Source organism: Leifsonia sp. Ger2509, from assembly GCF_055231915.1.
Genome location: NZ_JBUYVB010000003.1, coordinates 2,012,648 through 2,031,333, shown reverse-complemented (window position 1 = coordinate 2,031,333; position 18,686 = coordinate 2,012,648). Strand labels below are relative to the sequence as shown.

Here is an 18,686-nt window from a genome sequence, read left to right as displayed (position 1 = left end):
TAGGCTGTGGGCCATGCCCGAAACCGCCGACCAGCCTGCCGACCAGCGCGCCGTCGCGTCCGATCCAGCAGCCGAGGTCTACAGCTTCCTCGGTCCCTCCGGCACGTTCACCGAGGCGGCTCTGGCGCAGGTTCCGCAGGCGCGCGGCAAGCACTGGCGCTCGGTGAACAATGTGGGCGAAGCGCTGGGGGATGTGGTGGCCGGCCGCAGCGTCGCGGCCATGATCGCGATCGAGAACTCGATCGAGGGCGGCGTGTCGGTCGCCCAGGATGCGCTCGCGACCATCCCCGATCTCCGCATCGTCGGCGAATACCTCGTCCCCGTGAACTTCGTCTTGGTCGCCCGGCCCGGCACGAAGCTGTCGGATGTGAAGGTCATCAACGCGCATCCGGTCGCCTACGCTCAGTGCCATCTCTGGCTCGACGCCAACCTGCCTGCGCACGGCCACCTGCCCGCTTCGAGCAATGTGGCGGCCGCCGCATCCCTGCTCGACGGCAGCCCGGCCGACGCCGCGATCGCGCCTCCCGGCATCATCGACCACCACGACCTCGACGTGCTCGCCGAGGACATCGGCGACAACCCGAACGCGGTGACGCGCTTCGTGCTGGTCAGTCGCACCACGGGCATCCCCGCCCCGACCGGCGCGGACAAGACGAGCATCATCGCGGAACTCCCCGACGACCGGCCAGGAAGCCTCCTCGATCTGCTGGAGCAGTTCTCGACCCGCGGCGTCAACCTGAGCCTCATCGAGTCGCGTCCCATCGGCGACGCCCTCGGCCGCTACCGTTTCGTCATCGACGCCGACGGTCACATCGCCGACGAGCGGGTGGCGGATGCTCTTCTCGGCCTCCGCAGGTTCAGCCCGGCCGTCATCTTCCTGGGTTCCTATCCGCGTGCCGACGGGCGCCACGTCGACTACGACCACCGCTATCGCGACGCCGTGTTCACCGAGGCGAGGGAGTGGCTGAAAGGGCTCGGGGCGCCGCGCGGCGAGTAGTCTGGCTCCGAGCGAGGAGGCGTTGTGGGGAACGACATCGACCCGAGATTCGACCCGGCGTTCCAGCGGGGGTACAAGCCCAAGCCGGGGGAGCGGTCGCGCACGCGTGTCAAGCCGCCGGAGCCGGTGAGCAGCCCGAACGGTTCCGCACCCGCCCCGCCCCGACCCTACTCGTCGGCATCGGACGAGGTCCCGTGGCCCGATGACGAGGCGGAGGCGGAGGTCGTGCCCGTCCACGTCGTCGACGTGGACACGGGCACGGTCGTCGAGCAGGACTTCGTCGACGAAGGCGTCAGCGTCTTCGCGGGTGTCGAGACCGCGCCGCGCCGCAACCGCTATTTCCTCGCCCTGTGGGTGATGGCGATCGGGTTCATCGTGCTCGGCATCCTTCTCTACGTCATGTCGGTGGCGACGTCGTACACGAGCACGAACACGAACGGGTCGGATGTGGTGCAGCTCGTCTTCAGCCAACTCGGCTGGATGCTCGCGGCTCCCCTGATCACGGTCGGCCTGCTGACCGTGGTGGTGCTGGTGCTCATCCAGGCACTGCGCCCAAGGGTGAGTCGGGACTAGGAACCGCTGCGCGGAACGCGCACGAGGAGCGACCGGTGCCCGACCGTGAAGTCGATGCCCACCACATCGCCGATCTCGTCGCCGTCGAGCTCGAACGGCGCGGGGTCGTCGACGGAGAGCCGTACGGATGAGCTCCGCAGATAGATGAGCTCGGTGCGCCCGCGACGATCGCTCATCCGGATGATGGTGCGGCCGAGTGACGTGCGCCGCAGCACCCGGTTCTCCCAGGTGACGCGCCGCCAGATGAACAGCCAGCCGAGCCACGACTTCGGCTGCAGCACCGCGATGTCCAGTTCTCCGTCGTCGAGGATCGTGTCGGGGATGAGCTCGATCGCCCCGGGGAGGCTGCCGCAGTTGGCCACGAGGATCGTGCTCACGTGAGCGGCGTGTTCCTCGCCATCGTCGAGGGCGTAGCCGACGCGCACCTTCGACGTCTCCGGAAGCGCGCGGAAGCCCGCATCCACGTAAGCGAGCCAGCCGAACCGGCGCTTGAGCATCGGGCGCGTCTTCGCCATCATGGCGGCGTCGATGCCGAGCCCGGCCATGACGAGGAAGGCATGCTCAGTGTCCTCGCCGTCCGCCCGCGACAGGGCGGCGATGCCGATGTCGATGGCCCGGTCCTCGCCCGCGAACGCGATCGTGCATGCCTCGTCGAGGTCGGTCAGCGGCAGTTCGAGATTGCGGGCGAGCAGGTTGCCGGTGCCCGAGGGGAGGATGCCGAGCGACGCGCCCGTGTCCCTGAGGGCCTCGGCGACCGCGCGCACCGTGCCGTCCCCGCCCGCCGCGACGACCAGGGTCGCACCCCGTGCGACAGCTTCGCGGGCCTGCGCCTGGCCCTCTTCGTCCTCGGTCGTCTCGAACCACAGCACGTCGCGCCAGCCCGCGTGTGTGGCGGCCGTGCGGACAGCGGACCTGAGCCGGTTCACATCCGCCTTGATGGGGTTGTAGACGACCGCCGCGCGGGCGGGCAGTTCGGAACCGGGCTCATCCACGAGGTTCACCGTACTCTCACGCCCCGGCCACCGGCGCCCGCCGCCCCAGAACTAGACTGGCTCCCGTGATCGATCCCGTGCTGCTCCGCGAAAATCCCGACCTGGTCAAACGCTCGCAAGAGGCTCGGGGCGAATCCGCGGCCCTCGTCGATGCCGCACTGCTCGCCGATGTCGAACGGCGGTCGTCGATCGCAGCGTTCGAGGAGCTTCGCGCCGAGCAGAACCAGTTCGGCAAGAAGGTCGCTGCCGCGCCGAAGGATGAGAAGAAGGCGCTCGTCGCGCAAGCGCAGGACCTCGCCGCGCGCGTGAAGAGTGCGCAACAGGCCGCCAACGAGGCGGAGGAGGCGTTCGGGGTCGCCATCCGCGCTCTCGGCAACCCGATCATCGACGGTGTTCCGGCCGGCGGCGAGGACGATTTCGTCACGCTGCGGACGGTCGGCGAGAAGCCGGCGTTCGACTTCGAGGCCCGTGATCACCTCGAGATCGGCGAGCTGCTGGGCGGCATCGACATGGCGCGCGGGGCGAAGGTCTCTGGCGCGCGCTTCTACTACCTGAAGGGCGTCGTCGCCCGGCTCGAGATCGCGCTGATGAACATGGCCCTCGACCGCGCGCTCAGCGCAGGCTTCACACCCATGATCACCCCGACCCTGGTCAAGCCGGAGATCATGCAGGGCACCGGCTTCCTCGGGGCGCACGCCGACGAGATCTACTACCTGCCCGCCGACGACCTGTACCTCACCGGGACCAGCGAGGTGGCGCTCGCCGGATACCACTCCGACGAGATCCTCGACCTGGCAGCTGGCCCGCTCCGGTACGCCGGCTGGTCGACCTGCTACCGGCGCGAGGCCGGCTCGGGCGGCAAGGACACCCGCGGCATCATCCGGGTGCACCAGTTCAACAAGCTCGAGATGTTCGTCTACACGCTGCCGGAAGACGCCGAGGCCGAGCACGATCGTCTCGTCGCCTGGCAGGAAGGGATGCTGCAGGCGCTCGGCCTCGCCTACCGCGTCATCGACGTGGCGGCGGGCGACCTGGGCTCGAGCGCCGCACGCAAGTTCGACATCGAGGCCTGGGTGCCGACGCAGGATGCGTTCCGCGAGCTCACGTCGACCTCCAACTGCACGACGTTCCAGGCTCGGCGGCTCGACATCCGCTACCGCACCGAGAGCGGCAAGACCACCCCGGTCGCCACCCTCAACGGAACGCTGGCGACCACGCGCTGGATCGTGGCCATCCTCGAGACGCACCAGCGGGCGGACGGCTCGGTGGTCGTTCCCGAGGCCCTCCGGCCCTACCTCGGCGGTCTCGACGTGCTCGAGCCGGTCGGCTAGATGGCGGAGAACGAGCGTCTGCTCATCGCACTCGACGTCGATGGAACCCTGATCAACGAAGACGAGAGGGTCGGGCAGTCCGTCGTCGACGCGGTCGCGAGGGTGCGCGACGCGGGACACGAGGTGATGCTCGCAACGGGGCGCAGTTGGGAGACCGCCGCGGGCATCCAGCAGCGGTTCGGGCTCGACTCGGAGTTCGTCGTGTGCGCAAACGGCGCCCTGACGATGCAGCGCGATCCGGCGGCCGAGGGCGGGTACCGCCGCGAGTTCGTCGAGGTGTTCGACCCGTCCGAGGTGCTCGAGATGATCCGCCCCCACCTGCCGAGCGGAAGTTTCATGGTCGAGGACCCGACCGGCTTCCGCCGCTACACCGCAGGGATGAGCGAGTGGGAGCTGACGAACGGCGAGGAGGTGCCGTTCGAGGAGCTGTCCGCCCATCCGGCGACCCGTGTCGTCGTCATCTCGCCGCAGCACGACGAGGAGGAGTTCCTCTCCATCGTCGAGCGGATGGGCCTCCACAAGGTCAGCTATTCGATCGGCTGGACCGCGTGGCTCGACATCGCACCGGATGGCGTCAACAAGGCGACCGCGCTCGAGCGCGTGCGCGAACGGCTCGGCATCGATCGCGCGCAGCTCGTTGCCGTGGGGGACGGCCGCAACGACCTGGACATGCTCCGCTGGGCGGGCGCCGAGGGGCGCAGCTTCGCGATGGGCCAGGCTCCGGATGATGTCAAGGCCGCCGCGACGGCCGTTGCGGGGCCGGTGCTGGAGGACGGGCTGGCTGCGGTTCTCGACGCGCTGTAAGACGATCCGGATGCTCTCCGCCCGGCCTCCGCGCATCCGTTCAGAGCTTTGCCAGACTGGTCTGAGAGGCTTGAACACCTGTGCCCTGAGCTGAAAGGAAGTGAATGAGCGACCTGCGACCCCGCGCCAACCGGAGTAGAACCGGAACTGGTGACGCCTCCCCGATCGCCCGTCACGGCCAGCTCAAGCGCCGGAACCCCTTCAGCACGCTCGCGAAGATCGTCGCCGCCACCCTCGGTGTCGTGCTCGTCAGCGGCGTCTCCGTCGCTGCAATCGCGGCGTGGGATGTGACCTCCAGCGTCCACAAGTCCGTCACCCTCGTCGACTCCAAGGGCAACGCCATCGTGCCGCAGGTCGGCGCCATCGACGGCGCCTTCAACGTGCTCCTCGCCGGCAGCGACAGCGGCGACGGCAACGCCGCCTACGGCACCCGCGGCGAGAACCTCAACGACGTGACGATGCTGCTGCACGTGTCCGCGGACCACAAGAACGCGACCGTCATCAGCTTCCCCCGCGACATGTTCGTCTCCATCCCCTCGTGCCCCGACCCCAAGGGCGGGTCGTTCTCGGCGATGAGCTACCAGAAGATCAACAACACGCTCACGTACGGCGGTCTGGCGTGCACCGTGCTCACGGTGGAGAAGCTCACCGGCCTCACGATCCCGTACGCGGGCGTGATCCAGTTCGACGGCGTGATCGAGATGTCGAACGCCGTCGGCGGTGTCCCCGTCTGCGTCGCCGGCAATATCACCGACCCGTACACCGGCCTGAACGTGAAGGCCGGCCAGAACACCCTGCAGGGCGCCCAGGCGCTCGCCTTCCTGCGCACCCGCCACGGCGTCGGCGACGGCTCCGACCTCGGCCGCATCAGCAACCAGCAGGTGTTCCTGTCGTCGCTCGTGCGCACCATCAAGAGCGCGGACACGCTCGCCAACCCGGTGAAGGTCTACGCCCTGGCCAAGGCCGCTGCGAGCAACATGAGCCTCTCCGAGAGCCTCAACAACCCGACGACGATCGCCTCGATGGCCATCGCGATGAAGGGCATCGACCTCAACAAGGTCGTCTTCGTGCAGTACCCGAACCACTACGTCGACGGCGGTGTCGCGCCGACCGAAGACGCGGCCACAGCGCTCATGACGGCCCTGCAGAACGACAAGCCGGTCGTCGTCACCGGTGACACCGGTGTCGGATCGGTGAAGGACCCGAACGCTCCCGCATCCTCGACCGCGCCGTCGACAGGTGCATCGTCCACGGCGCCGTCGACGACCGCACCCTCGACGACCGCACCGTCGACCGGGTCGTCCAACGCGTCCTCGGGCAGCTCGGGTAGCTCGGGCACTGGCTCGGGCTCGGCTGTCGACCTGCCGAGCGACGTGCACGGCCAGACCGCCGGGCAGTACACCTGCTCGAAGCCGTTCTCCGAATAGTCATCGCGTCGGCTCCCTCCGTGACCCCCATATCGGGGTAGGGCGCGTGGGGCAGACCTGCCTGTACAGTGTGCTCCGAGGTTCGCTCGGTCCCTCGACGTGTGCGCGGAGGGACGACGATGCGGAAACTCTCGAGGCTCGCGGTGTCGGCGGTGCTTGCACTCGGACTGGCGGTGGGCGTGCTCGCTGCGCCGACGGCGGCGCTGGCTGTCACAGCGCCGGTGACCACGGTCATCCGCGCGCACGTGAGCGTCGGGCCCGAAAAGCGACCGGCGGTGGCCGGCGAGGTCTCGGTCAGCTACCAGTTCTCGACGGATGACGCGACTTGGGGAGACCCGCAAGCGACCGCATTGACCACCAACGCGAACGGTGTCTTCGGCGCCGTGGACATGCCGGTGGGCTACTACCGGGTCACGGTCACGGATCTCCTCCATCCGAACCTTCTGCCCTTCGTCGGTGTCATCGACGCGACGGGCCCCAGCAGTCCCTTTCTCGACGTCGAGTTGAGTGGGACGACCACCATCTCCGGCTCCGTCCTGCTCGATGATCAGACCAACGCGAATCCGCGCGCCGCGACTGCTGGGGAGGTGCGGGTCTACCTCTGGGAGATGGTCGACGGCAGCATCAGTGGGTGGGAAGTCCCATCGGTCCTCACGGATGCGTCGGGCAGCTACAGCTTCGCGGGCCTCGACACCGCCGACACCGCCTACACGCTCGAATTCGCCTACGCCGGAAGCTCGCCGAGCTACCCCACGATCTGGTGGGGCGGGTCCGACCAGTCCACGGCCGCCGCACCGATCGCTGCGCCCGGGAGCGTGGTGCCTCCACTGGACATCACGATCCCCTTCACGAACACGGTCGCAGGGACCGTGGTCGACAGCGCTTCACGGCCGGTCGCGGGCGTGACGGTCTGCGTATTCAAGAAGCCCTGGCCGTGGCCGCAGCCCACCTCGGCGCCGCACATCTGCGACGGCAGCGCATTCAGCAGTGCCGTCACCGACGCCTCCGGTCACTACGCGATCGGCCGCCTCGCCGATGCGGACTATTCGGTCGCATTCTCTCCGCCGACCACGTACTCGACGCAGCTGTGGAAGGGCCGGAACACCTTCTTGACACCAACGCTCGTCTCGCTGAGCGGCCAGAAGCTCGTGAGCGGGATAGACGCGACCCTGCTGAAGGACGAAACGATCACGACGAGCATCTCGGTCAACGGGCTCACGGCGGCCCAGGCGGCGGCCGTGGGCCACGGATCGGTCGATGTGCAGCAGCTCGATCCGGCCACCAACGCCTGGGTCGACTCGAACCTGTGGAACACGTCTGACGCATCCGGCCACTACACCATCACGTCCCTCCTTCCGGGAACGTACCGGGTGGACCTCAAATACACGGACAAGTACGGTGGCTCGGTCCACCAGCTCTCTTCGCCGGTGACCCTCACAGGCGAAGGGAAGACGACCTCGGTCAGCGCATCCCTGCTGCAGCCGATCCGGCCCGGAACGACGGTGAAGACGCCGACGTCGTCGACCGTCTACCTCGTGGACGGGGCCTCGACGCTCGTCCCCGTCGATTCGATGACGACGCTGAGCGACATCGGCTTCAGCACGAGACCGGTCACCTACGCCGCGAACCGACTCGCGAGCTACACGATCTCCTCGAGCCACCTGAGCAATGCGATCGAGTGCGCAAACGGCCAGCAGTGGATCGGCGGATCAGGCATGCTCAACACCGTCTGGGACGGGACGGGGCTTTCGAAGACCGGGCCCGGTCTTACCAAGCTCGAGGACTCGACCTGCGCGGTTGCGCCGAAATCGTCGGCGGGGACCTACGCGATACCGCCCGTCGTAGCGGTGCACGGAAACTCCACCGTCTACATGATCGGCTCAGATGGCAAGAAGCACGCCTACCTCAACGGGAGCGACCTGCGTCTCGAGGACAGCTACGATCCGATCATCATCTGGACCTCGTCCTACTACCTGAACCGGATCGCCACCGGCAGCGTTCACATTCCGGCGGGGCATCTCGTGAAGACGACGACGTCATCGTCCGTCTACGTGGTCGATGGTCAGTCGCGGCTGCTGCCGCTCACCAACTTCGCGATCGCCGCCGATGCCGGCATCAGCATGCGGATCGACACTGTGGCCCCGTCGCAGATCACGGGCTACACGGTGGCGGTGACCCCGTTCCGCAATGTCTTCGTCTGCCTCGATCAGACACTCATCGCCGGAGGTGGACACCTCTATGTGGTCAACCCTGCGTTGGTGACGGCCGTCCCGAAGCTCACCCTCGACGCCGCGACGTGCGATCAGCTCCACGCCTGGAACAACGGGCAGGTGATCTTCAATCACGCCCTGTTCGTGCGGTCGGCGACGAACTCGACGATCTACTACATCAATGCCGCCGGGCAGAAGCAGCGGGTCTTCTCGATGGCCACGGTCGCGAAACTCAGCGCACCGGATCCGGCACGCTACCTCACCGCCAGCGACGCCTTCCTCGCCACGTTGCCGAACGGCCTCGACCTGGTGACGGCCGGACTGCTCGTGAAGTCCCCGACCTCGACGAGTGTCTACGTCGCGGATGGCGCGGGCGGCCTCATCCCGCTCCGTTCGTTCACGACGGCGACCGATCTCGGCCTTTCCTCGCACTACGTGACCGCAACGGCGGCGACGATGAAGACGCTGAAGGTCGGGTCTGCCGCGCTCACCAACCTGGTGTCGTGTGGGGGTGCCTACGACATCGGGGGAGCGGGCAAGCTCTGGTCGATCGACCCGTCCGTGGTCGGCTCGCTTGCCCTGTCGAGCCTTCCCGCCGGCCTGTGCGCAGTGCTGCCGAAGAGTGCAGCCGCGCTCGGCACCGCCGTGTTCATCAAGAGTGCGACGTCGGCGACGGTCTACACGCTGGAGGCAGGGGTGAAGCATCCGGTCTCCGCCTGGGCGACGCTGGTGCGGCTGGCGGCAGGTAAGCCGGTCACCGTGCTGTCGGTGGACGCTGGGTTCGTCGCGCGCATCCCGACCGGAGCCGTCCGCAGGTAGCGGCGGCGTCATTCGCCCGCCGAGCACAGGAATAAGCACCTCATCCGGCCCGGATGACGTGCCTTTCCCTGTGCTCGACGCACAGCGGCCGTTCGGTAGACTCGTGCGAGCCGGTTCGCGCCGGCACGGGAGGGCTGTCCGAGCGGCCGATGGAGCCAGTCTTGAAAACTGGTGGGCAGAAATGTCTCGTGGGTTCGAATCCCACGCCCTCCGCTTACAAGTGCTGATCAGCCTATATTTTTCTTCGAGCGATTCCTAGAAGACGCCGTGGTCGGGGGGGATCTGGCGACGGACTTCGTCCATGGTTTCCGCGAGTGCGACGGAGTCAGCCATTGTGTGGAGTGGTGACTCGAGGCGGCCCTCGCTCAGATAGTTTGCGAGCGCGGCGGCCTGCCAGACCAAGCCCTGCCGACCGCGGAGGCCTGAGTCGTCCACCCAATCTTCGATGTCATTCGCTGTACGTATGCGGAGGCGTGACGGAAAGACGAAGTAGTCCAGGCATTCGATGCTCCCTTCCGTGCCATGCACAGACGCGTGCCCTGAATTCGTCACAGTCATGCTTGCCGTAATGGCAGCGTGTCGCCCGGTATCTGATCGAAGAACCGCCGCGATCTGTTCGTCGACTCCCGATTCAGAAATGCTGCCGACTGCCCTCACTGCGCTGACATGTCCGATAGCGAATTGCGCGAACCAGAGTGCGTACACACCCATGTCGAGGAGCGTTCCGCCCCCTAGCTCCGGGCTGAAGATCTTGTTGTCGCGGGGTTCAGTGGGTACGCGCCAGCCGACGTTGGCGGTCGCCAGTCGAATGTCACCAAGCGACCCTCGCCGGATGAGCTCGGCGATGACGATGGAGTGCGGAAGATACCGCGTCCACATGGCCTCCATCACGAGAACCTTTGAGGATCTGCCGGCGGCGGCGATCTCTCGAGCTTCGGAGGCGTTCATCGCGAGGGGCTTCTCGACCAGAACGTGCTTTCCGGCAGCGATCGCGAGGAGAGCGAGATCGCGATGAAACGCGTTCGGCGCCGCGACGTACACCGCGTCAACGGTCGGATCCGTAACTGCTGCCTCGTACGTGTCGTATCGTCCATCGACGCCGAACTCAGCTCCAAAAGAGTGAGCTCGGTCTCGCGATCGAGACCCGACGGCGACGACCCGCTGAGTTGAGTTCTGATGCAGCGCCCGTGTGAAGTCGTGGGCGATCTCTCCGGGGGCCAGCACTGCCCACCGAATCGTCGGACCGTTCAGAAGCGACTCCCTCATCGCAACGAGTTCAGCCGTCATTCGGGTTCTCCTCCATCGCGCCTGGGTCACCGCGGTGAGGCGCCACCGATTCGAGTCGGCAGGAGCGCTCCGCGTTGCCGCTAGTCCTCGTCGACCCTTGAGGACTTTCGTCGCTCCAGTCGCCAGTGGATCTCGTGGGTGGTGGGATGACGCCACTCCACCATCCGGTACTCGAAGCCCGGAAGCAGCACGATCGGGATCGGGTCGGGCGAGGCTGGAGCGACGACGCCGACGACGATTTTTGCGTCACTCGGGATGAACGGCGACTGCGCGGGCACAGGTGCGGTAAGGATCTCGACAGGGTCACCGTAGGGTCGCGCCATAACCGCACCCTATCACGCCTGAGAATCCACTGAGAGGACTCATACGTCGATTATACAGACGCCATAGCGGCCTGTTAGGGTTCGTTCATTCATTTTCATCCGCCTTGGCCGGTGTGGGGTGACGCAGCCTCTGGGCAGAGTTCTGAATCGCTGCGTGGGTCTCCGATCCGGCCTCGATGCCAGCCCGTCGAAGGGCGATCAGGGCGGCGCCGGCGACTCCGTCGGTGGCAACGCGGATGTCACTGTCTTGTCGCACTGTGGCGATGAGTTGGGAGAGTGTGTGCGAGTGTGTCAGGATTCCGCCTCCGAGGACGATCGGACCGGGGACGTCGGGTCGCGTCACCGCGGCGAGCGTGTCGAGGAGGTGTTCGGCGGCTTTGTGAACGATGGCGTCGGCGGTCGGGTCGCCCTCGGCTTCGAACGCCAACGGGGCGAATTGCGCGAGCTGTACGGGTCGCAGCGCGTAGACCTTCTTCAGGATGGAGTCGACTGCGGTGGGGCGGCCGTGGTCGGTGGAGTCGGGTGGGGCGTCGACCGCGAGCTCGCGCAGCAGAAGTTCGGTGAGTCGTGTCGGCGCCGCACGGTGATCGAGGGCGGCGAGGGCTGCCAGGACGACGCGATGCCCGATCCAGAAGCCCGAGCCGGCGTCCCCGAGCAGCCAGCCCAGCCCGTCGCTGGTGGCCACGACCTCACCGTGTTCGATGCGGACCGCGGAGGCGCCGGTTCCGGACAACAGCACGTAGCCGTCCAATCGTGCCGTCCCGGTGTGGAACGTCGCGAGAAGGTCATGTTCGAGGCGAAGGGGCGCGGAGATGCCGATCGCCCGCAGTGGCACCTCGATCCAGCTGGTCTCCTGGATGGTGCTCGCACCGGCCATCGCGAGGGTCACTGCCGAGATGACTGCGTGCTCGAGGCCGGCGGTCTGGAGGCAGAGCGAGATGCCATCGACAATCGAGGCGGCAGCGAGTTCGGGCCCGTGGGAGATCGGGTTTCCCCCGGCCGTCTTGCTGTAGGCAAGGCAACGGCCGGAGTCGTCCACGAGCAGGGTTCGCGTTGATGTTCCGCCGGCATCGATGGCTAGGAAGAGGGCCATGGCAGCCCGGTGCGCTGGAGCGGGAATGTAATCACCGCACCAGTATGCGGTACGCGATGTCCTCGGTGACCCTTCAGACCACGCCGGTCGAAATTGGTCTAGCGGACCGTGGGCGAGTGCCCTTCAGCCCCATGCGTTGCACCGAAAATTCGGTCGAATTGGTCTACTCACTGGTTGACGGTGTTGATGCGCGTGCCTGAGATAGTCACTGTGCCAACGACCGATGACCCGTCCGTTCAGGACATGGTGCGCGCGCACGTTCGCGGTCTGATCAGTGAGGCGCGGCCGGGGGACCGGTTGCCCGCCGAACGGGAGCTGAGCGAGCGGTGCGGCGCGGCGAGGATGACCATCCGCCGCGTCGTCGATGGTCTGGTCACTGACGGCGTGGTCGAGCGACGGCCGGGCTCGGGTACGTATGTGCGGCGGCAGCCGCTCGTCCGGTCGTTGGGGTTGACCTCGTTCTCCGAGGACATGCGTGCGCGGGGATTGATACCGGGCTCGCGCCTGGTGGCGTTCACACGTGAGTTCGACGTGCCGAAGATCACTGAACAGTTGAATGTGGACAAGCGTGCGGCAATCTGCCACATCAGCCGGCTGCGGTTGGGAAGCGGGGAAGCGATCGCTCTCGAAGACATCTGGATTCCTGAGACGTTCGTGCCTGGCCTCACGCGGGCGGATTTGGCGGGTTCGCTGTACACGGTGCTGCATCGCCGTTACGGGCTCGCGGTCGATTCCGCGTCGGTACTGATCGAATCGACGGTTCCGGATGCCCGGGTCAGTTCGCTCCTGGGTATCGACCAGAGCCAGGCGTGCCTGCGGTTGCGGATGACCGATGTGGATTCCCGCGGACGCGTGCTGATGGTCGCCCAGTGCGACTACCGCGGCGATAAGTACCGCCTGATGGCGAACGTCGACCGGTCGCCGCGACTGGTGCCGATAGGTCAGGCGTGATGGTCGCGGAAGTAAGCGGATGTGCCACGAAATGAACGTTGAAGAAACAGGAAGGACGGTCCAGATGGATCGCATGGAAAAGTCGTCAGGGTTGCGGTATCTCGACGTTGTCGGGGCGCTGGTACAGCGCCTCGCTGACACGGAATGGCCACACATTCAGAGCGCGGCGACGCTGATCTGTACCGCCTACCGGAATGGCGGGAAGGTCCACGCCTTTGGGACGGGGCACTCCCACATGCTCGCAGAGGAGCTCTTCTATCGTGCGGGCGGGTTGGTCGACATCAACCCGATCATCTTCGACGGGCTCACTGTTCACAATGATCCGGAGTTGAGCACGTCCCTGGAGCGCCTTCCTGGATTGGCGGCGGCGATCCTGGACTCTCACGAGATCTCGGTCGGTGATGTTCTGATCGCGGGGTCGAATTCGGGCGGGAATGCGGCGATCGTCGAGATGGCCCAGTTGGCGCGAGCACGGGGTGCGAGTGTGATCGCTATCACCAGTCTGTCGCACGCCAATTCGGAATCGGCTCGTCACGTGGCAGGTGCCCGGCTGCACGACCGCGCAGACGTCGTCATCGATACCGGGGGACGGGTTGGCGATGCCGCAATCTCGATCGACGGCTTCGAGAAGCGGGTCGCGCCGACATCGACCGTGATCGCGGCTGCTGTGGTCAACACCATTGTCGCCGAGGTCGTCGAACAGCTCGTCGCTGCAGGTGAACGCCCCGGTGTGTACATGAGCGCGAACCTCTCCGGGGGCGACGCCGACAACGCGAGCCTGCTCGCACTCCAGGCGGCGCAATCGTGAGCGGGGGTATCCACGCGCGCTGGCCGCGCCCGGACGACGCGTTCCAAATCCGGGGCATTGTCGAGGGGTTCTACGGGACACCGTGGAGTCACGACCAACGCCTCGAGATGATCGAGTTCATCGCGGCCCGCGGAATGAACACGTTCGTCTACGCGCCGAAGGACGATTCCCTTCACCGCAGGCACTGGCGGTCCCCGTATGAGGGAGACGCGCTCGACCGACTGGCCGAACTGGTCGCACTGTGTCGATCCCAGGGTGTCGAGTTCGTTTACTGCCTCTCACCCGGGCTGTCCATCGAGTATTCGAGCGCCACGGACATTGCTGACCTGTGCCGGAAATACGAGACCGTCCGGTCATTGGGTGTGCGCAGCTTCGGCCTCCTGCTGGACGACATCCCCGCAATCCTGCAGCACGAATCGGATGCCGAGATGTTCGATGACCTCGTCACTGCACACATTCACGTTGTCAACGAGGTCTTCCGAGAGCTGAACGACCAGAGCGCGGACACCACACTGTTCGTCTGCCCGACCGAGTACTGGGGGCGCGGCGACGAGTCCTATATCTCAGCGCTGGGATGCGGGATCGATCCGCGAATCGAGATCTTCTGGACAGGGCGGGCAATCTGCTCACCGACCATCGACCTCGATGACGCGGCGACCGTTGCTCGGGCAACTCGACGCCCGATCGTGTTCTGGGACAACTACCCGGTCAACGACGTTGCAATGTACAACGAATTGCACGTCGGACCGTACCAGGGGCGGGATCGGCATCTGCACCGTTTCGCGCGGGGCGTCATTGCCAATGGGATGGAACTGTTCGAGTCCTCGAAGATCGCGTTCGCGACGATCGCCATCTACCTCAACGACCCCGTGGACTACGACGCTGAGCGGAGTTGGCAGGTCGCGTTGCGCGATGTGACGGGCAACGAAGACGACTTCAACGCCTATCGAACGTTTGCGGACAATGTGCGGTCATCGTGCCTGTCGGCCGGTGGCGCGCCCACGACGGCCGCCGCAATTGCGCAGTTCGTCTTCGAAGTCGAAACCGGGCAAACCACGCAAGCCGCGGAACGCCTTCACCGGCTTGCGCAGGGCTACCTCGCCGCCGCCGAGCACCTTCAGGACGGAACATTCGCGAACTCGCAGCTGATCGCTGAAGCGGCCCCCTGGGTCGAGACCTTCCGACTCGGTGCGGAAGCGATGCATCAGATGGCGGACGCAGTGTTCGACGGCCCGCTGACAACCCGGTCACGGCGGGAACTCACCGACTATCAGGACCGCCTGCGCGCCACGAACAGACGCGTATTCGGTGACAGCGTGGATCTCCTGCTGTCGAACCTCGACCTCATCGACCAACCAGTAACGAACAAGAAAGTAAAGGTGCTCTCATGATTCCGCACACCATCCGACGGACGGCGACGTTGGCCATCGCCGCGACCGCCGCAGTGACCCTGCTCGCCAGCTGCGCGACCGCCGCCCCTGCAGCGACCTCCGCTTCGAAAGCCCCGACGGGGACCATTTCGCTGTGGCACTACTACACCGCTCGTGAAGCCGGTCTCATTCAGACCGTGGTCACCGACTTCGAGAAGCAGTACCCCGGAGTCACGGTTCAGATCCACAGCGGGCAGTCCTACGACAAGGTCGCACAGGTGATCGCGTCGGGCGGTGATGTCGACGTCGTCCTGCTCGGAGGCGGCGACAACCTCGGATCGATCTGCTCCTCAGGCGCGTTCTCCGACCTCGACCCGTACCTGAAGAAAGATCACATCGCTGCGTCGAGCTTCGTCCAAGGTCCGTTCCTCTCCAGCAAGTTCGACGGCAAGCAGTGCAGCCTGCCGTCGATGTCTGACGTGTACGGACTGTATTTCAACACCGCCGAGCTGAAGGCCGCAGGCTACACGGCGCCGCCGCGCACACTCGACGACCTCGAGAACATGGCGCTCAAGATGACCACCTACAACCCGGACGGGTCGATCAAGACGCTCGGGTTCGATCCACTCATGGGGTTCTACGAGAACCAGGCCAGCTCGTTCTCGGCCATCACCGGCGCAACCTGGATGAAGCACGGGAAGAGCGCCATCTCCCAGGACTCGGCCTGGACAGACCTCATGACCTGGCAGAAGGCCTTCGTCGACAAGATCGGCTACAGCAAGCTGAAGACCTTCACTGCAGGTCTCGGCGATGAGTGGTCCGCCAACAACGCGTTCCAGACCGGACAGGTCGCGATGACGATCGACGGCGAGTGGCGGGGCGCGTTCATCGCCAGCCAGAAGCCCGGCCTGCAGTACGGCACAGCGCCGTTCCCCACCGGAACGGGCCACGAGAACCTGTATGGCAGTGGGCTGTCGATGTCGTCATACGTCGGAGTCTCATCCAAGTCGAAGAACGCAGACCTCGCCTGGCTCCTCACGAAATACCTGGCGACCGACACGAAGTCGCTCGTCTACCTCACCAACGAGCTTCAGAACATCCCGACCACGTACGCCGCGCTGCACTCTTCACAGCTGAAGATCTCCAGCCAGTTCAAGACCTTCATGGACATCGCCGGCAACAAGCGCGTGTACTACGTGCCGCAGACCTCCGCAGGAGCGACGCCGGTGACCACGATTCAGAACTACTGGGAGCAGTATCAGTCCGGACACGGCGGTGACCTCGAGGCGGGCCTGAAGACGGTGGACAAGACCACCAACGACGCGATCGCGCTGGGTCAGTGAAGCGATGACACTGGTCACAGTCCCACCGCGGGCGCCCACCGAGCCTTCAGCCCCGATCGCTCCACCCCGACGAAGACCGCGAACGCCACCGGGCGCGTGGTCGAAGATCAGACGCCGCATCCCGATCTGGGTGATGCTCACACCTGCGCTACTCGGGCTGGTGGTGTTCTTCATCTACCCGCTGTGCGCAAACGTCTACTTCTCGTTCACGAGATACAACCTGCTCACCCCTCCCGTCTGGGTCGGGCTGAAGAACTACGTCTACCTCTTCACCCAAGACCCGAACGTGCCGATCGCAGCGCTGAACACACTGTGGCTGGTGCTGATCCTCGTCCCCGTGCGGATCATCACAGCCCTGGGCATGGCCGGGCTCCTGGCCCGGCGGAAGACCGCGGCAGGACTGTGGCGGACCATCTTCTACATCCCGGCGATAGTCCCGCCAGTGGCCGCGACCATCGCGTTCGTGTTCCTGTTCAACCCGGGCGTCGGCGTGGTGAACAAGGGCCTGGCTCTGATCGGCATCAAGGGGCCCCTATGGTTCAACGACGCCGCGTGGTCGAAACCGTCACTCCTACTCCTCGGGCTATGGGTGATGGGGGACATCATGATCATCTTCCTCGCCGCGCTCCTGGACGTCCCGAAGGAACAGTACGAGGCCGCGGCCCTGGACGGCGCGAACGCACTCCAGCGCGGGCGCTATGTGACACTCCCTAACATCAGCCCGGTGGTGGTCTTCGCGATCATCACCGGGGTGATCTGGGCGCTGCAGTATTTCACCGAGGCAGCCGTCGCCTCCAGCGTCGCCAGCGGGAAGACCGGGATATCCGTCAGCCTCAACCAGGTGCTGGGCTATCCGGACAATTCACTGCTCACGTATGCGGAATGGCTCTACGTTCGAGGATTCACGCAGTTCCAGCTCGGATATTCGGCCGCGCTCGCCGTGGTGCTGTTCGTCGTGACGGGACTATTCCTTGTCTTCCTGCTACGCCGATTTCGTACCTTCAGCCCGGGGGGAGCCAGATGACCTCGTATCCCTTGAAAAAGGCTCTCCTGTGGATCGCGGAACATGCGCTGCTCGTCGCCCTGGCGGTGATCTTCGTCGTGCCGATCGTATTCATCGTGCTGACGTCGTTCATGGCGCCGAGCCAGACATTCACCGGTTCCCTCTGGCCGAACCCCTGGGTCTGGCAGAACTACGTGGATGCGTTCAAACAGGTTCCCCTCGCCACATGGTTCGGGAACTCCTTCCTGTACGCCTCCCTCGCCACCGTATTCATGCTGGTCTCCTCGGTGCCCGCCGCATACGTTCTCGCCAAAGTGCGGATCAGGTTCGCGAACGCCATCTTCTTCGCGATCGTCGTCGCGATGCTCCTGCCGCCACAGGTCACGATCGTGCCGATCTACATCATGTGGGCGCACCTCGGTCTGACCGGGACGCTCTGGCCGCTGATCCTGCCGAACCTGCTCGGTGACGCCTTCTCCATTTTCCTGCTGCGGCAGTTCCTGGTGACGATCCCGAACGAGTACATCGACGCCGCGCGCATCGACGGCAGTGGTGAATTCGGTGTCCTCTCGCGGGTGATCGTTCCGATGGCCAGGCCAGGGATCGCGGCCGCCGCGATCTTCCTGTTCTTCCATGCATGGAGCGACTACTTCGGCCCGCTCCTCTACGCATCCGAGAATCCGTCCAACTGGCCGGCCGCTTACGGTCTCGCCGTCTTCCACGGCACGCGGGGCACCGACTGGGGGATGACCATGACAGTGACCGTGCTGCTGTCCGTCCCCGTCGTGATCGTCTTCTTCTTCGCCCAGCGGGTCTTCGTCGAAGGGATCACGCTCACCGGAGTCAAGGGGTGAGGGTGAGCAGAGAGGAAGCGCACAAGATGCAGGCCGCTGACAACCCGCTCGAGCCGGGAACCGACCGCTACGAGAACACGCCGACGCCTAGCGAGCCAGGAAAGCACCTGCCCCAGGGTGCGAGCCAGCACACTACCGCCGGCCCGTACTCACCAGTGCTGCAGGTTCGCGGCGGGTTCGTCGTGATCTCCGGGCAAGTCGCGATCCGCCACGACGGTTCGATCGTCTCCGAGGAGTTCACTCCGCAGGCGATCGCGACATTGCGGAACTGCGAAACGCAGCTCGCGGCAGCCGGATGCACCCTTGCCGACGTGTTCAAGACGAACGTCTACCTCGCTGATCTCGCGAACTGGGCAGAGTTCAATGCTGTCTATCGGGAGCTCGTACCCGAACCTCGCCCTGTGAGGACCGCAATCGGTGCAGCGCTGCTGCCGGGCATTCTTGTCGAGGTCGAGATGTGGGCGACTGTGCCCGCTTCTCGTGGCACGACTGCGTAACGGG

At 65.6% G+C, this 18,686-nt stretch carries 17 protein-coding genes and 1 tRNA gene; 14 read left to right on the top strand and 4 right to left on the bottom strand.

All coding sequences use genetic code 11. From position 1 onward, the window contains the following. Positions 1–13: 13 nt before the first annotated feature. A complete protein-coding gene (gene pheA / locus ACV7NN_RS09980) occupies positions 14–997 on the top strand; it encodes a prephenate dehydratase (RefSeq protein WP_463349421.1) in 984 nt (327 codons plus the stop codon). 24 nt (positions 998–1,021) lie between these two features. Beyond that, complete coding sequence (locus tag ACV7NN_RS09975; protein WP_463349420.1) at positions 1,022–1,570, top strand: hypothetical protein; 549 nt, start codon at positions 1,022–1,024, stop codon at positions 1,568–1,570. Here the strand turns inward: ACV7NN_RS09975 and ACV7NN_RS09970 are convergent. After that, entirely contained in the window at positions 1,567–2,562 is a 996-nt protein-coding gene (locus ACV7NN_RS09970) for a diacylglycerol/lipid kinase family protein (RefSeq protein ID WP_463349419.1), read from the bottom strand. The genes ACV7NN_RS09975 and ACV7NN_RS09970 overlap by 4 nt on opposite strands. 65 nt (positions 2,563–2,627) lie before the next feature. On the opposite strand from ACV7NN_RS09970, the gene serS reads away from it, so the two are divergent. The 5 genes from serS to ACV7NN_RS09945 all read left to right on the top strand — a co-directional run bounded on the left by serS (position 2,628) and on the right by ACV7NN_RS09945 (position 9,366). After that, a complete protein-coding gene (serS, locus tag ACV7NN_RS09965) occupies positions 2,628–3,893 on the top strand; it encodes a serine--tRNA ligase (RefSeq protein WP_463349418.1) in 1,266 nt (421 codons plus the stop codon). Beyond that, positions 3,894–4,697 (top strand): HAD family hydrolase, encoded by an 804-nt coding sequence (locus ACV7NN_RS09960; RefSeq protein ID WP_463349417.1) that lies wholly within the window; start codon positions 3,894–3,896, stop codon positions 4,695–4,697. A gap of 104 nt (positions 4,698–4,801) precedes the next feature. Continuing rightward, a complete protein-coding gene (locus ACV7NN_RS09955) occupies positions 4,802–6,124 on the top strand; it encodes an LCP family protein (RefSeq protein ID WP_463349416.1) in 1,323 nt (440 codons plus the stop codon). 119 nt (positions 6,125–6,243) lie between these two features. Next, the gene (locus ACV7NN_RS09950) at positions 6,244–9,153 is read left to right on the top strand and encodes a hypothetical protein (RefSeq protein WP_463349415.1); all 2,910 of its coding nucleotides are present in this window, start codon (positions 6,244–6,246) and stop codon (positions 9,151–9,153) included. A 128-nt stretch (positions 9,154–9,281) separates the two neighbouring features. Further along, positions 9,282–9,366, top strand: a tRNA-Ser gene (locus tag ACV7NN_RS09945). Positions 9,367–9,408: 42 nt separating this feature from the next. On the opposite strand, the gene ACV7NN_RS09940 is transcribed toward ACV7NN_RS09945, so the two are convergent. The 3 genes from ACV7NN_RS09940 to ACV7NN_RS09930 form a co-directional block, all read right to left on the bottom strand. Continuing rightward, positions 9,409–10,440 carry a Gfo/Idh/MocA family protein gene (locus ACV7NN_RS09940; protein ID WP_463349414.1) on the bottom strand — a complete coding sequence of 344 codons (1,032 nt, stop codon included), beginning with the start codon at positions 10,438–10,440 and terminating at the stop codon, positions 9,409–9,411. A gap of 80 nt (positions 10,441–10,520) precedes the next feature. Next, complete coding sequence (locus ACV7NN_RS09935; protein WP_463349413.1) at positions 10,521–10,763, bottom strand: hypothetical protein; 243 nt, start codon at positions 10,761–10,763, stop codon at positions 10,521–10,523. An 85-nt stretch (positions 10,764–10,848) separates the two neighbouring features. Beyond that, positions 10,849–11,856 carry an N-acetylglucosamine kinase gene (locus tag ACV7NN_RS09930; RefSeq protein ID WP_463349412.1) on the bottom strand — a complete coding sequence of 336 codons (1,008 nt, stop codon included), beginning with the start codon at positions 11,854–11,856 and terminating at the stop codon, positions 10,849–10,851. Positions 11,857–12,066: 210 nt separating this feature from the next. Here ACV7NN_RS09930 and ACV7NN_RS09925 point away from each other — a divergent pair, with 210 nt between their 5' ends. The 7 genes from ACV7NN_RS09925 (at position 12,067) to ACV7NN_RS09895 (ending at position 18,682) form a co-directional block, all read left to right on the top strand. Continuing rightward, positions 12,067–12,807, top strand: coding sequence for a GntR family transcriptional regulator (locus ACV7NN_RS09925; protein WP_463349411.1), 741 nt, complete (start codon positions 12,067–12,069; stop codon positions 12,805–12,807). A gap of 64 nt (positions 12,808–12,871) precedes the next feature. Further along, entirely contained in the window at positions 12,872–13,615 is a 744-nt protein-coding gene (locus ACV7NN_RS09920; protein WP_463349410.1) for a sugar isomerase domain-containing protein, read from the top strand. Beyond that, positions 13,612–15,006 carry a protein O-GlcNAcase gene (locus ACV7NN_RS09915; RefSeq protein WP_463349409.1) on the top strand — a complete coding sequence of 465 codons (1,395 nt, stop codon included), beginning with the start codon at positions 13,612–13,614 and terminating at the stop codon, positions 15,004–15,006. Before ACV7NN_RS09920 ends, ACV7NN_RS09915 begins: the two co-directional genes overlap by 4 nt. After that, a complete protein-coding gene (locus ACV7NN_RS09910) occupies positions 15,003–16,328 on the top strand; it encodes an extracellular solute-binding protein (protein WP_463349408.1) in 1,326 nt (441 codons plus the stop codon). The genes ACV7NN_RS09915 and ACV7NN_RS09910 overlap by 4 nt, the downstream gene beginning before the upstream one ends. A gap of 133 nt (positions 16,329–16,461) precedes the next feature. Continuing rightward, positions 16,462–17,352 (top strand): carbohydrate ABC transporter permease, encoded by an 891-nt coding sequence (locus ACV7NN_RS09905; protein ID WP_463349407.1) that lies wholly within the window; start codon positions 16,462–16,464, stop codon positions 17,350–17,352. Then, positions 17,349–18,185, top strand: a complete 837-nt coding sequence (locus tag ACV7NN_RS09900) for a carbohydrate ABC transporter permease (RefSeq protein WP_463349406.1) — start codon at positions 17,349–17,351, stop codon at positions 18,183–18,185. The genes ACV7NN_RS09905 and ACV7NN_RS09900 overlap by 4 nt, the downstream gene beginning before the upstream one ends. A 2-nt stretch (positions 18,186–18,187) precedes the next feature. Beyond that, positions 18,188–18,682 (top strand): RidA family protein, encoded by a 495-nt coding sequence (locus ACV7NN_RS09895; RefSeq protein ID WP_463349405.1) that lies wholly within the window; start codon positions 18,188–18,190, stop codon positions 18,680–18,682. The last annotated feature ends 4 nt before the right edge of the window (positions 18,683–18,686 follow it).